At 70.7% G+C, this 13,654-nt stretch carries 9 protein-coding genes; 3 read left to right on the forward strand and 6 right to left on the reverse strand.

Going from position 1 to position 13,654, the window contains the following annotated elements; all coding sequences use genetic code 11:
* Positions 1-32: 32 nt before the first annotated feature.
* The gene (locus ACFU8W_RS11875; RefSeq protein ID WP_384035062.1) at positions 33-941 is read left to right on the forward strand and encodes a LysR family transcriptional regulator; all 909 of its coding nucleotides are present in this window, start codon (positions 33-35) and stop codon (positions 939-941) included.
* Positions 942-1,139: 198 nt separating this feature from the next.
* A complete protein-coding gene (locus tag ACFU8W_RS11880) occupies positions 1,140-2,969 on the forward strand; it encodes a glycoside hydrolase family 3 protein (protein WP_384035065.1) in 1,830 nt (609 codons plus the stop codon).
* Positions 2,970-3,045: 76 nt separating this feature from the next.
* On the opposite strand, the gene ACFU8W_RS11885 is transcribed toward ACFU8W_RS11880, so the two are convergent.
* Together ACFU8W_RS11885 and ACFU8W_RS11890 are read right to left on the reverse strand one after the other, a co-directional pair.
* Entirely contained in the window at positions 3,046-4,530 is a 1,485-nt protein-coding gene (locus tag ACFU8W_RS11885; protein ID WP_384035068.1) for a S28 family serine protease, read from the reverse strand.
* 101 nt (positions 4,531-4,631) lie between these two features.
* Positions 4,632-5,066, reverse strand: coding sequence for a hypothetical protein (locus ACFU8W_RS11890; protein WP_384035071.1), 435 nt, complete (start codon positions 5,064-5,066; stop codon positions 4,632-4,634).
* Positions 5,067-5,289: 223 nt separating this feature from the next.
* Between ACFU8W_RS11890 and ACFU8W_RS11895 the strand changes: the two genes are divergently transcribed.
* Entirely contained in the window at positions 5,290-5,721 is a 432-nt protein-coding gene (locus ACFU8W_RS11895; protein WP_384035074.1) for a hypothetical protein, read from the forward strand.
* A 10-nt stretch (positions 5,722-5,731) separates the two neighbouring features.
* On the opposite strand, the gene ACFU8W_RS11900 is transcribed toward ACFU8W_RS11895, so the two are convergent.
* The 4 genes from ACFU8W_RS11900 to speB form a co-directional block, all read right to left on the reverse strand.
* Positions 5,732-9,472: an ABC transporter ATP-binding protein gene (locus ACFU8W_RS11900; RefSeq protein ID WP_384035077.1), complete on the reverse strand. Its 3,741-nt coding sequence runs from the start codon at positions 9,470-9,472 to the stop codon at positions 5,732-5,734.
* Between the two features lie 154 nt (positions 9,473-9,626).
* On the reverse strand, positions 9,627-10,526 hold the full coding sequence (locus ACFU8W_RS11905; protein WP_384035354.1) for a serine hydrolase: 900 nt from the start codon (positions 10,524-10,526) through the stop codon (positions 9,627-9,629).
* Positions 10,527-10,925: 399 nt separating this feature from the next.
* The gene (locus ACFU8W_RS11910) at positions 10,926-12,611 is read right to left on the reverse strand and encodes a thiamine pyrophosphate-binding protein (RefSeq protein WP_384035080.1); all 1,686 of its coding nucleotides are present in this window, start codon (positions 12,609-12,611) and stop codon (positions 10,926-10,928) included.
* Positions 12,608-13,585 (reverse strand): agmatinase, encoded by a 978-nt coding sequence (speB, locus tag ACFU8W_RS11915; RefSeq protein ID WP_266985424.1) that lies wholly within the window; start codon positions 13,583-13,585, stop codon positions 12,608-12,610. The genes ACFU8W_RS11910 and speB overlap by 4 nt, the downstream gene beginning before the upstream one ends.
* Between the last annotated feature and the right edge of the window lie 69 nt (positions 13,586-13,654).

A 13,654-nucleotide genomic window follows, 5' to 3' on the forward strand; every position in this document is an offset into this window, starting at 1 on the left:
GCTAATGAATCAGGAAGGTCCGGGAGGTTCCGGTGCTCGATCTGTCCCGGCTGCGCGCACTGCACGCCATCTCCGTGCACGGGTCCGTGGCGGGCGCCGCGGCCGCGCTCGGCTACACCCCGTCGGCGGTCTCCCAGCAGATCACGAAGCTGGAGCGGGAGACCCGCACGACGCTGCTGGAGCGGCGCGGGCGCGGTGTCGCGCTCACCGAGGAGGCGCTCCATCTCGCCTCCACCGCCCAGCAGTTGCTGGCAATCGTGGAGCGCGCCGAGACGACGCTGGAGGAGCGCCGGGGGCTGCCGACGGGGCGGCTGTCGATCGGCGCCTTCGCGTCCGCGGCGCGCGGTCTGCTGCCCGGCGTGCTGGCCGAGCTGGACCGGGACCACCCCGCCCTGGACGTGCGGCTGACCGAGGTCGACCCTCACCTGTCGGTCGATCTGGTGGCCAAGGGCGTGATCGATCTCGCTGTCGCGCACGACTGGGACATCGCACCATTGCCCGCCCCCGAAGGCATCGCGCAGGCGGTGATCGGTGACGACGGGTGCGATCTGCTGGTGCCGGAGGGACATCGCCTCGCCGGGCGGGACGCGGTGCGGCGCGAGGAGTTGGCGAAGGAGCGGTGGATCTGCCAGCCGCCGGGGACGGTCTGTCACGACTGGCTCGTACGGACGCTGCGGGCAGCGGGTTACGAGCCGGACATCCGGCACCAGGCGGAGGAGAACCACACCCAACTGGCGCTGCTCGCCGCCGGTCTCGGGGTCGCGATGATCCCGCGGCTGGGGCGGGGACCGCTGCCGGCGGGAGTGGTGGCGGTGCCGCTGGACCCCGTACCGGTGCGGCGGCTGTACGCGTTGTGGCGCACGGAGGCGGCCCGGCGGCCCGCGATCACGGTGGCGGTGGAATCGCTTCAGGCGTGGGGTGCGGGGGCGGGCTTGGGGTAGGGGCCGCGCGGGACTTCGGGGGTGCGGGCCTGTGGCCATGGGCCCGCACAGGGCACCGAACGGGCCGAGCCGGATCGCACGTCGCCGAGCCGATTATCGGGCCGCCCCCTTGACTGGAAGTTACTTTCTAGATATTCGTGCCCTTTGGAAGTTACTTTCACCGCCCCCTCTCCCCTGAGCACGGCCGAAGGAGCTCACGTGCACCACCGCACCTCCAGACGCACCCTCCTCACCGCCACCGCCGTGACCGCCGCAGCGGTTGCGACCGGTGCGGTCTCCGCCCCCGGGGCATTCGCCGCCTCCGCAGCCTCCTCCGCCCCCAGCACCGAGCGCCTCAAGCAGCTCATCTCCCGGATGAGCCTGGAGGAGAAGGTCGGTCAGCTCTTCGTGATGCGGGTGTACGGGCACTCCGCCACCGAGCCCGACCAGGCCGACATCAACGCGAACATGGCCGAGATCGGGGTCCGTACCGCCGCCGAGATGATCGCCAAGTACCACGTCGGCGGAATCATCTACTTCGCCTGGGCGCACAACACCCGCGATCCGCACCAGATCGCCGACCTCTCCAACGGCATCCAGCGCGCCGGTCTCGCCGGTCCCACGCCCCTGCCGCTCCTGATCTCCACCGACCAGGAGCACGGCATCGTCTGCCGCGTCGGCGAGCCCGCCACGCTGATGCCGGGTGCGATGGCGCTCGGTGCCGGCGGTTCGCGTTCCGACGCGCGCCGGGCCGGGCAGATCGCGGGCGCCGAGCTCGCCGCGATCGGCATCAACCAGAACTACGCCCCGGACTCCGACGTCAACGTCAACCCGGCCAACCCGGTGATCGGCGTACGGTCCTTCGGCTCCGATCCGCAGGCCGTGGCCGGGATGGTCGCCGCGCAGGTGAAGGGGTATCAGAGCGCCGGGATCGCCTCGACGGCCAAGCACTTCCCGGGCCACGGCGACACCAACACCGACAGCCACACCGGCCTGCCCTACATCCACCACTCCCGCGACCAGTGGGCCGAGCTGGACGCGCCGCCGTTCCGCGCCGCGATCGCCGCGGGCATCGACGCGATCATGACCGCGCACATCGTCGTTCCCGCGCTCGACGCAGCCGAGGACCCGGCGACCCTGTCCCGGCCGATCCTCACCGGCATCCTGCGCGAGGAGCTCGGTTACGACGGTGTCGTGGTCACCGACTCGCTCGGCATGGAGGGGGTGCGCACGAAGTACGGCGACGACCGCGTGCCCGTCCTCGCCCTGCAGGCGGGTGTGGACCAGCTGTTGAACCCGCCGAACCTCGACGTCTCCTGGAACGCCGTTCTGGCGGCCGTGAAGAGCGGCGAGATCAGCGAGGCCAGGATCGAGGAATCGATCCTGCGCATCCTGCGACTGAAGGCGAAGCTGGGGCTGTTCGACGACCCGTTCGTCAGCCACGAGGGCGTGGACCGTGCCGTCGGCACCCGGGCGCACCTCGCCGCCGCCGACCGGATCGCGGAGCACACCACCACACTGCTGGCCAACACCGGTGCGGTGCTGCCGCTGTCCCGCCGCTCCCACAAGAACCTCCTCGTGGTCGGCGCCGATCCCGCCTCCCCGTCCGGCACCACCGGACCGCCGACCACCACCCTCGCCGGCGCCTTCACCGAACTGGGGTACGCGGCGACCGCAGTGTCCACCGGCACCGCGCCCAGCCAGGCGAAGATCGCCGAGGCGGTGGCGGCCGCGCAGGGCAAGGACGCGGTGATCGTGGGGACGTACAACGTCTCGGCGACCAGCTCCCAGCGCACCCTGGTCAGCGCCCTCGTGGCGACCGGCGTCCCGGTGATCACGATCGCGATCCGGAACCCGTACGACATCGCCCAGCTGCCCGCCCACGCGGCGAGCCTGGCCGCGTACTCCTGGACGGATGTCGAACTGCGCGCCGCGGCCCGGGTGATCGCGGGCCGCGCCGAACCGGAGGGCCGACTGCCCGTGCCGGTGCAACGGGCGGACGATCCGACGCAGGTGCTGTACCCGGTCGGCTACGGCCTGACGTACTGACCGGACGGGCTACGCGCGCGTGCCGGGTCCGAACCGTGCGGTTCGGACCCGGCACGCATCACACCGTGCCGGCCTTCTACGGCCGCAACGCGGGGCCCTGCCTGCGCTCGCTCGTCACGTCGCGCTTGTCGAGCCGCGCGTCGTACGGCGCGAGCGGCTTCGCCTTGGCCGGGTCCGACTGCACGGCGGCCGGGGCGACGCCCGCCCAGCGAAGGATGTCGGCGGTCGCCTTCGCCTTCTCGTCGGCGGAGAGACCGGCCACATTGGAACCGTGGTTGCCGCCGGCCACCGTGTAGACGTGGCTGTCATGGGCGCCGCTGCCGAGGCGGAAGCGCTCCGCACCCCACGGGTCGTTCTCCCCGTACACCCACATCATCCGGGTGGCGTTGTGCTTCACCCAGGTGTCGACGTCCCGCATCGCCGACGGCTGGAACGTCATCGGGATGGAGCTCGGCACGAAGTTGCGCGGCGGCTGGTATCCGTAGCGGCTGAGATTGCCGAGCCACGGCTGCTTGATGTCCGGCGAACCGAGCTGGGTGCCCGCCTGGTAGTAGTACGGCGTGTACCGCTCCAGGCCCTGGTCCGCGTAGGCGGAGAAGCCCGAGATGGTGTCGATCGAGTCCCAGATCGCCTGGTCGGGCGCGGTCTTGGCATCGGCGGGGATGGTGTCGCAGTCGGCGAGCAGGCTGTACTGCCAGTACGCCCAGACGTAGTCCATGACGACGGCCTCGTACGCCTTGTCGAGGGATCCGACGGTGTTGAAGGTGTAGCCGTTGGTGTCGGCGTACTCCTTGTACTTCTTCTCCAGCGGCTCGCGGCGGATCAGCGCCTCGCGCTGCACGCCCTCGAGCCGGTCGCGGCACTCCTTCGTGCCGACGTTCTCGAAGAACCGGTCGTAGGCCGAGTCCTCCTTGTTGACCACATCGTTCGGCGCGACGTACGCGACGACGCCGTCCATGTCCTTCGGGTAGAAGCGCTCGAAGTACGTGGCGGTCATACCGCCCTTGGAACCGCCGGTGCTCAGCCAGTTCTCGGTGTAGATCTGCTTCAGCGCGGTGAAGACGCGGTGCTGGTCGCTGGCTGCCTGCCAGATGTCGAGCTTCGACCAGTCGGCCGGGGCGGGGCGGGACGGGGTGAAGAAGCGGTACTCCATCGAGACCTGGTTGCCGTCGATGATCCGGGTCGGCTCGGAGCGGCTGGGGTTCGTGGAGACGTTGTACCCGCCGGTGTAGAAGACCGTCGGGCGCGAGGTGTCCTTGTGCAGCAGGGTGATGCGCTGCTGGAACGTGCCCTTGGACGGGTGCCGGTGGTCGATCGGCTGAGTGTAGTTGAGAACGAAGTAGCGGTAGCCGGCGTACGGCTTCTCCTCGATCAGACTCATCCCGGGTATGGCCAGGATGCGGTCCTTGATGTCCGCGGTCGCATCGGCGGACCTGTCGGACCCGACGGACCGGATCGCGGTCGCGTCCGCGGCACTGGCCGCACCGACGGAGGCACCCGTCGCGCTCACCGTACCTATCAGCACCGCGAGCGAAAGGAAACCTCTGAGCGCCTTGCGCATGCACCCTCCCCGGGAATTTCACCTGGATTCACAAGATTCATCGCGAATCTAGCGGTGCAACACCCGGCTGACCAGCCCCTCCTGTCACTTCGTCAGAAATATCAGCAGAGTATCCAGCCCGTGGCGCCGGATTTTCCGGCTACGGAACCCGCGGCCCGGACACATCGGTGCAGTGCGTGGACGGTCACCCGGCCGGTCTGCTCGGTGAACCTGCCGCTGTCGGCGACGGGCCGGCCGCCGCGCGCCTGGATCATGACGGACATCTTGCGGCGCGGGCCCGGCTTCTTCGCGACCGTGATCGCGCAGGCGTAGGAGCGGCTCCTGAAGATGCGCACCTCACCCGTGGAGAACGTCACTGTCTTCGCGAGCCGTCCGCCGCAGGACGATGCGGCGTCGGCGCTGCCGGCCCCGGGACCGCCGAGCACCAGCCCGACAGCGGTCACCAGCGCCAGTACGAAGACCTGGACCAGCACCCGTCGTCCGGTGCCGCCGCCTCCGGCGGTTTTCCCGTTCCTGTTCCCCAACAGTTCCCTCACCCCATCGAACGCTCTCGCCCCCGCGCGGCTCATACGCATACATGCGTACGACGCGAAGGGCCATCCGAAGGTTGCATGCGGCGCGCTCCGCATACCGCGCAACCGAACCTCCACACCACGGGTCCAATAGGGCAAAGTCATACGAAAGGTAGGAACTGTCGTGCTCCAACTCCGCAAAGCGTCCGGCCCGCGCGGCCGCCGCAGCGTAGGCCGCACCCTTCTCGTGACCGCTCTCCTGGCCGCCGCCTCCGTGGTCCCCGCCGCCACTGCCGCGCCGCTGACCCCGGCGCGCGCGACGCAGATGCGCAGCACCCACTCCACCCCCGCCCATCAGCAGGTCGCCCACTTCTACGGCGCCTATGTCGACGCGGTCACGGCCGAGGGCGGCAGCAAGCTCGCCACCGCCCTCCGGTCGTTCTACCTGACGCCCGGGCTCCGCTCACAGCTGCGCACCTGGGAGGCGCGCAACCACGCGGACGGGGTGCTCCGCGCCCAGAACACACCGCTCGCCGTCCACGTCACCGCGGGCGACAGCGGCGCCGGTCACACCTGGTCGAAGGTGCGGCTGACCTGGAGCGGCGGCAAGCATCCCGTGTACACGTATCTGACCGTTCAGTCGGACCTGCAGACCGGCAAGATCTCCGGCATCCGCTGAGACCCGCGGTTCAGACTCCCGCCGGCTCGTCCTCCCCGATGAAGGTGCGCCACAGCACGGCGTAATGCCCTTCCTTGGCGAGAAGTTCGTCATGCGTGCCGTCCTCGACGACCCGGCCGTGGTCCATCACCACGACCCGGTCGGCGCGGGCGGCCGTGGTCAGCCGGTGGGCGACGACGAGGGTGGTGCGCCGGCCGGTCAGCCGGTCGGTCGCCTGGTTGACCAGGGCCTCGCTGGCAAGGTCCAGGGAGGCGGTCGCCTCGTCGAGCAAGAGGATGTCGGGGTCGACGAGTTCGGCGCGGGCGAGTGCGATCAGCTGGCGCTGGCCGGCCGAGAGGTTGCGGCCCCGCTCGGCGACCTCGTGCAGATAGCCGCTGTCCAGCGTGGCGATCATGTCGTGCGCGCCGACCGCCCGGGCCGCCGCCTCCACCTGGGCGTCGGTGGCGTCCGGCCGCCCGTACGCGATGGCGTCCCGGACCGTACCCGCGAAGAGGTACGCCTCCTGCGGTACGACTCCGAGCCGGTGCCGGTACGCGGTGAGGTCGAGGCGACGCAGATCGGCGCCGTCCGCCGTGACCCGGCCGCCCGTCGGGTCGTAGAACCGGGCGACGAGCTTGACCAGGGTGGACTTCCCGGCGCCGGTCTCCCCGACGAACGCGACGGTCTGCCCGGCCGGGATCCGCAGGTTGATGCCGGTGAGTGCCTCTTCCTCGTCGTCGCCGGAGCCGTACGCGAAGGTCACGTCCTCGAACGCGATCTCGCCGCGCAGCGACAGCACGTCCAGCGGCTCCTCGGAGTCGGCGGTGGAGGTCGGCTCCCGCAGGAGTTCCTGGATGCGGCCGAGGGAGACCGTGGCCTGCTGGTAGCCGTCGAAGACCTGCGAGAGCTGCTGCACGGGCGCGAAGAACAGGTCGATGTAGAGGAGATACGCCACGAGGGCGCCGGTGGTGAGCGTGCCGTTGTCGACGCGGCCCGCGCCGACGATCAGTACGGCGGCCGCGGCCACCGACGACAGCAGCTGCACGAACGGGAAGTAGACCGAGATCAGCCACTGGCCGCGCACCCGGGCCTCGCGGTAGTGGTCGCTGCGGTCGGCGAACCGCTCCGCGCCGTCCTTCTCGCGGCGGAACGCCTGCACGATCCGGAGCCCGGAGACGGACTCCTGGAGGTCGGCGTTGACGACGCTGATCCGCTCACGGGCCAGCTCGTACGCCTTGACGCTCTTGCGGCGGAAGAAGAACGTACCGATGACCAGCACCGGCAGGGTCGCGAAGACGACGAGCGCCAGCTGGACGTCGAGGACGAGCAGCACGCCCATGATGCCGAAGAACGTGACGGCGGAGACGAAGGCCGTGACCAGACCGGTCTGGAGGAACGTGGACAGCGCGTCCACGTCCGTCGTCATCCGGGTCATGATGCGACCGGTGAGCTCGCGCTCGTAGTAGTCGAGACCGAGCCGCTGGAGCTGCGCGAAGATCTTCAGCCGGAGCGAGTAGAGCACCCGCTCTCCGGTGCGGCCCGTCATCCGGGTCTCGCCGATCTGCGCCGCCCACTGCACCAGCACGACGAGCAGGGCGAGCACGGACGCCGCCCAGACCGCACCGGTCGCCATCCGCGTGACGCCCTGGTCGATGCCGTGCCGGATCAGTACGGGCAGGAGCAGGCTCATGCCCGCGTCGACGGCGACGAGCGCCAGGCTGACCGCCAGCGGAAGCCCGAAGCCGCGCAGCAGCCGGCGAAGCCCGTACGACTCCTCGCGCCGGACGGCGCGTGCCTCGTCGATCCCGGGGGTGTCGGTGGCCGGGGGAAGCGCCTCGACCTGGGCGAGCAGCTCGGGCGTGGCGGGCATGCCGGCCGCGCCGGTGTCGCGGGGCTCCTCCTTGCGGACCCAGAGTCCGGGGCTGATGCCGCGCTCGGCGTCGAAATCGGCTTCCAGCTCCTCCTGGAGGGCCCGGTTGTCCTCGACGGCCGTGTCGGCCATCACCGGCTGGTGGCCCGGGGAGGTGCCGCCCAGCTCGTCCGGGTCGGTGAGCAGACGCCGGTAGAGGGCGGAGCGGCGCTCCAGCTCCTCGTGCGTGCCGATGTCGGCGAGTCGGCCGTTCTCGAGTACGGCGATGCGGTCGGCGAGGCCGAGGGTGGAGCGGCGGTGGGCGATGAGGAGGGTCGTCCGCCCCTCCATGACCTGGGCGAGGGCCTCGTGGATCTCGTGCTCGACGCGGGCGTCGACGGCGGATGTGGCGTCGTCGAGGAGGAGCAGCCGGGGGTCGGTGAGGATGGCGCGGGCGAGCGCGACGCGCTGGCGCTGGCCGCCGGAGAGGGTGAGTCCGTGCTCGCCGACCTTGGTGTCGTAGCCGTTCGGCAGATCGGCGATGAACCCGTCCGCCTGGGCGGCGCGGGCTGCCTGCTCGATCTGCTCCTGGGTGGCGTCCGGGTGCCCGTACGCGATGTTGGCGCGGACCGTGTCGGAGAAGAGGAAGCTGTCCTCCGGTACGAGGCCGATGGCGGCCCGCAGCGAGTCCTGGGTGAGCTCCCGGACGTCGTGGCCGCCGACCAGGACGGCGCCGTGCGCCACGTCGTAGAAGCGGGGCAGCAGCAGGGAGACGGTGGACTTCCCGCTGCCGGAGGCGCCGACGACGGCGACGGTCTCGCCGGGTTCGATGGTGAGCGAGAACCCGTCGAGGACCGGCCGCTCGGGGTCATACCCGAACCGCACATCGTCGAACTCGACGCTCGCCGGGGCGTCGGCGGGGAGCTCCACCGTGCCGTCCTTGATGGTCGGCTCGGTGTCGATCAGCTCGATGACACGCTCCACACCGGCGCGGGCCTGCTGCCCGACGGTGAGGACCATGGCGAGCATCCGGACCGGCCCGACGAGCTGGGCGAGGTAGGTCGAGAACGCGACGAACGTACCGAGAGTGATCTCGCCGCGAGTGGCGAGCCAGCCGCCGAGCGCCAGCATCGCGACCTGGCCGAGCGCGGGGACGGCCTGGAGGGCGGGGGTGTACCTGGAGTTCAGCCGGATCGTGCGCAGCCGCCCGGCGAACAGCTTCCGCCCGACCTCGCGCAGCTTCCCGGTCTCCTGCTCCTCCTGCCCGAACCCCTTGACGACCCGGACCCCGGAGACGGCGCCGTCGACGACTCCGGCGACGGCGGCGGCCTGCCCCTGGGCGTACCAGGTGGCGGGGAAGAGCCGGGAGCGGGAGCGTCGGGCGATGAACCAGAGCGCGGGGGCGACGGCGAGCGCGACGAGGGTCAGCACCGGCGAGAGCCACGCCATGATCACCAGGGAGATGAGGAACAGCAGCACGTTCCCGATCGTCATCGGGAGCATGAACAGCAGCCCCTGGATCAGTTGAAGGTCACTGGTGGCGCGCCCGACGACCTGCCCGGTGGACAGCTCGTCCTGCCGCTTCCCGTCGAGCCGGGTGAGCGTCCGGTACATGTCGGTGCGCAGATCGTGCTGTACGTCGAGGGCGAGCCTGCCGCCGTAGTAGCGGCGGATGTACGTCGAGATGTACACCAGCACGGCGGTGGCGATCAGGAGGCCGGTCCAGACGCCGAGGGAACGGGTGTGGTTGCCGACGACATCGTCGATGATCACCTTGGTGATCAGCGGGACGACTGCCAGCACGGCCATCCCGGCGAGCGACGAACCGAGCGCCAGCAGCACATTGCGCCGATAGCGCCATGCGTAACCGCCCAGTCGCCGTGCCCAGCCCTGCTGTGCTGCGTCCGTGTCCCCGTCCGTCACCGGTGCCTCCCGTTCGACCTGGTCTACCGGAAGGCACCAACGCGATCAGCTGCGGATTTCATCCCGCCGTTACAAAGACCGTCCCATCGGAGTAGGACCGGCGTACGTCGTCCGACGGAGCGCACGGGGGTGGGGGGCGCGGCTCGGGCGCGCCCTACGACCCGGGCGTGGCCGTCAGCATCGGCACGGCAGGGGCCTCCGGCACCGCCGGGACCGCCTCCTGCGGCGTGGCCGGCGGGGCGACGGTCGCCCTGGTCACGGCGGCCGGATTCAGGTCCTTGTGGATGGCGCGGGCGACGGCCTGGATGGTGTTGATGCCGTCGTTCATGGTCTTGTTGTCCTGAGTGAGCACGGTGATGCCGTAGTCGTGCCCCTTCCCGGTGAACGCACCGATGCTGTGCACCCGCCAGCCGTGCGTGGCACGCGGCAGCCAGCCGTTCTTGACCTGGACGGTCACCCCGGACGGGGCTCCGGCGGGCGTTCCCCAGCGCTGCGAGGAGATGACCTTGCGCATCAGGCCGAGCTCGTACGCGCGCGCGTTGTCGCTGAGAACGGAGTTCTTGGCGGTCAGCAGCGTCAGCAGCCGCAGCTCGTCCTGCGCGGTGATCTGGGTCAGCCCCCAGTAGCCACCGGAGCCGGGCACGGTGTGCGTCATGCCCGCGGCCTTCAGGAACGCCTTCACCTTGGTCACGCCGAGCTGCTTCCACAGGCTGGTGGTCGCGCTGTTGTCGGACTTGGTGATCATGGCGGTGGCGAGGTTGATCTCGCGCTGGGTGAGATAGCGGTTGTGCTTCTTGTTGTCCCAGAGCAGCGTCGCGAGGACGGTCGCCTTCACAACGCTCGCGGAGTCGTACGTGCTCGTGGACCGCATCGTGCAGGACGTCTTGGTGGTCCGGTCGTAGAGCGCGATCGCCGTGGTCGACCTGCGCCCCTTGAGGGCGGCGGTGATGTCGGTCGTCAGCTTGGCGGCGAGTCCCGCCTTGCCGGAAGTGCACCTCACGGTCGGCGTCGCGGCTGCGGCGGGCGTGGCCGCGAGGGTCACGGGCGCGAGCATGCCCGCGGCGAGCGTGACGGCGAGCGCGGTGCGCGCGCGGCGGGATATACGAGGCTGGTCCGTCATGAGACGTGTCCCCCCTGAGTGATCTGTACGGTGCGCCCCCTGCACACCCGTCAGGGATGACTCACGACCGGCCGAAAAGTTGTACGCGCCGCAGCCGGAACGGCCGGATTCCGACCCGGGGACACCGGCTGCGGGATGCGTATCCGAGGGATTTGCGGCCGATCGCGCACCGGGGGCCGCCGGAGCACCTCGACGGACATGATCCGGGCGTGCCAGATGTCGCTCCTCCTCGTCTTCGAGAAGGGCGGCCAACTCGTCCACGAGGTCAGGGAAGACCTCGTGGACGAGGGGAGGTTCCGAGTCCATGCCCCGGGACCCTAGCGGGGCCGCGGCCTACAGGTGCGTCGGCTCGAACATCCTCAGCAGTGCCGGAAGCACGACCACCGAAGGGCCGGGCTCCGCAAAGGACTTCGCCAGGTCGTCGGCGAGCGTCTCCGGGGTCGTACGGACCGCCGGTACGCCGAACGACTCGGCGAGGGCGACGAAGTCCGGGCGGGACAGTTCCGTCGCCGTGGCCTCGCCGAACGCACCCGTCATGTACTCGCGCAGGATGCCGTAGCCGCCGTCGTCGACGATCAGCCAGGTGACCGGCAGGTCGTACTGACGGGCCGTGGCCAGTTCCGCGATGGAGTACATCGCGCCGCCGTCGCCGGAGACCGCCAGGACCGGCTTCGTACGGTCGGCCGCGGCCGCGCCGAGCGCTGCCGGGAAGCCGTAGCCGAGACCGCCCGCGCCCTGCGCCGAGTGCATCGTGTTCGGGTGGCGGGCGTCGAAGGCGGACCAGGCCCAGTAGGCGAGGATCGTCATGTCCCAGAAGCTGGGGGACGTGTCGGGCAGCGCCTCGCGGACCGAGGCGATGAGCTGCTGCTCCAGCGTGAGGTCCTGGCCTGCGATCCGTGTCCGTACTGCGTCGAGGACCGTTCGCACGCGGTCCGCCGCCGCCTCGTCCTCACGGCGGTCGACCGCTTCGAGGAGGTCGGCGAGGGCCTCGCGGGCGTCGGCGTGGATGCCGAGCGCGGGATGGTTGGACTCCAGCTTCCCGGCGTCCGCCTCGATCTGGATGACCCGGCCGCGCGGGCTGAACGTGTGGTAGTTCGAGGAGAGTTCGCCGAGTCCGGAGCCGATGACCAGCAGGACGTCCGCCGCTTCGAGGAAGTCCGTCGTGTGGCGGTCCTCCAGCCAGGACTGGAGCGAGAGGGGGTGCTCCCAGGGGAACGCTCCCTTGCCGCCGAAGGTGGTGACGACCGGGGCGTCGATCTTCTCCGCGAGGGCGAGCAGCTTGCCGGACGCGTCGGAGCGCACGACTCCGCCGCCCGCGATGATCGCCGGACGTTCGGCGTTCGACAGCAGGTGCGCTGCCACGGCCGTCAGTTCGGGACGCGGGTGCAGGGGGCGCGGGGTGGCGTCCATCGCCGTGACGGCGGGCAGGGTGGTCTCGGCCAGGAGTACGTCCTGCGGGATCTCGATCCAGACCGGCCCGTGCGGGGCCGTCAGCGCGGACTCCCACGCGGCGGCGATCGCGGACGGGATCTGCGACGCCGTACGGACCGTGTGGACCGACTTCACGATGTCGCGGAACGACGCCTTCTGGTCCCGGAGTTCGTGCAGATAGCCGTGGCGGCCGCCGCCCAGACCCGCGGTCGGGATCTGGCTGGAGATGGCCAGTACGGGGGCGGACGCGGCCGCCGCCTCCTGGAGCGCGGCGAGGGAGGTGAGTGCGCCCGGCCCGGTGGAGAGCAGCAGCGGCGCCACTTCGCCGGTGATCCGGCCGTACGCGTCGGCGGCGAAGCCCGCGTTGTTCTCGACGCGCAGCCCGACGTACGAGAGGGAGGAGCGGCGCAGCGCGTCGAACATGCCCAGCGCGTGCTGCCCGGGCAGCCCGAAGACGGTGGTCGCGCCGAGGCCCTGGAGGGTCTCGACGACGAGGTCACCGCCGTTGCGTCCGGCGGCCGGGTTCAGTGCGGCCGCGATCTGCTCGGGGGTGAGCTGCGGGCGCTCGTCGTGGTGGTCGTGGGTCACTTGCCCTGCGTCCCCTTCGCCGCCGCGATCTGACGGGACATGATCGTCGTCAGCTCGTACGCGGTGTGGGAGGCGGCGACGGAGGTGATCTCCGCGTGGTCGTACGCGGGGGCGACCTCGACCAGGTCGGCGGAGACCAGGTTGCAGGAGGACAGGCCGCGGACGATCTCGAGGAGCTCGCGGGAGGTGAGGCCGCCCGCCTCGGGGGTGCCGGTGCCGGGCGCGTGCGCCGGGTCCAGGACGTCGATGTCGATGGAGATGTACAGCGGGCGGTCGCCGATGCGCTGGCGCAGCTGGTCGGCGATCTCGTCGACCCCGCGGCGCATGACGTCGGCGGAGGTGACGATGCCGAAGCCCATCTTGGCGTCGTCGTCGAGGTCCTGCTTGCCGTACAGCGGGCCGCGGGTTCCGACGTGGGAGAGCGCGGACGTGTCGAGGATGCCCTCCTCGACGGCCCGGCGGAACGGGGTGCCGTGGGTGTACTCGGCGCCGAAGTAGGTGTCCCACGTGTCGAGGTGGGCGTCGAAGTGGAGCAGGGCGACCGGGCCGTGCTTCTTCGCGACGGAGCGCAGCAGCGGGAGCGCGATGGTGTGGTCGCCGCCGAGGGTCATCATGCGGGCGCCGGTGCCGAGGAGGTCGTCGGCCGCGGCCTCGATCGTCTCGACCGCCTCGTTGATGTTGAACGGGTTGGCGGCGATGTCACCTGCGTCGGCGACCTGCGCGAGGGCGAACGGCGAGGCGTCCTGCGCCGGGTTGTAGGGGCGCAGCAGGCGCGACGCCTCACGGATCGCGTTGCCACCGAAGCGGGCGCCGGGGCGGTAGGAGACACCCGTGTCGAAAGGCACACCGACGACGGCGACATCGGCGGTGCCGACCTCGTCGAGCCGGGGCAGCCGCGCGAACGTCGCGGGACCGGCGTACCGCGGGACGCGGGAGGAGTCGACGGGGCCGCGCGGCGTTTCGTTGCTGCTCATGTGGAGTGCCTTTCTTCGGGCGATGCGGGTGGTACACGCTTCGTGGGCGTTCGTGCGGTATTCAGTGTG

It is taken from the genome of Streptomyces sp. NPDC057565 (genome assembly GCF_042801455.1).
Classification (GTDB): Bacteria; Actinomycetota; Actinomycetes; order Streptomycetales; family Streptomycetaceae; genus Streptomyces; species Streptomyces yanii.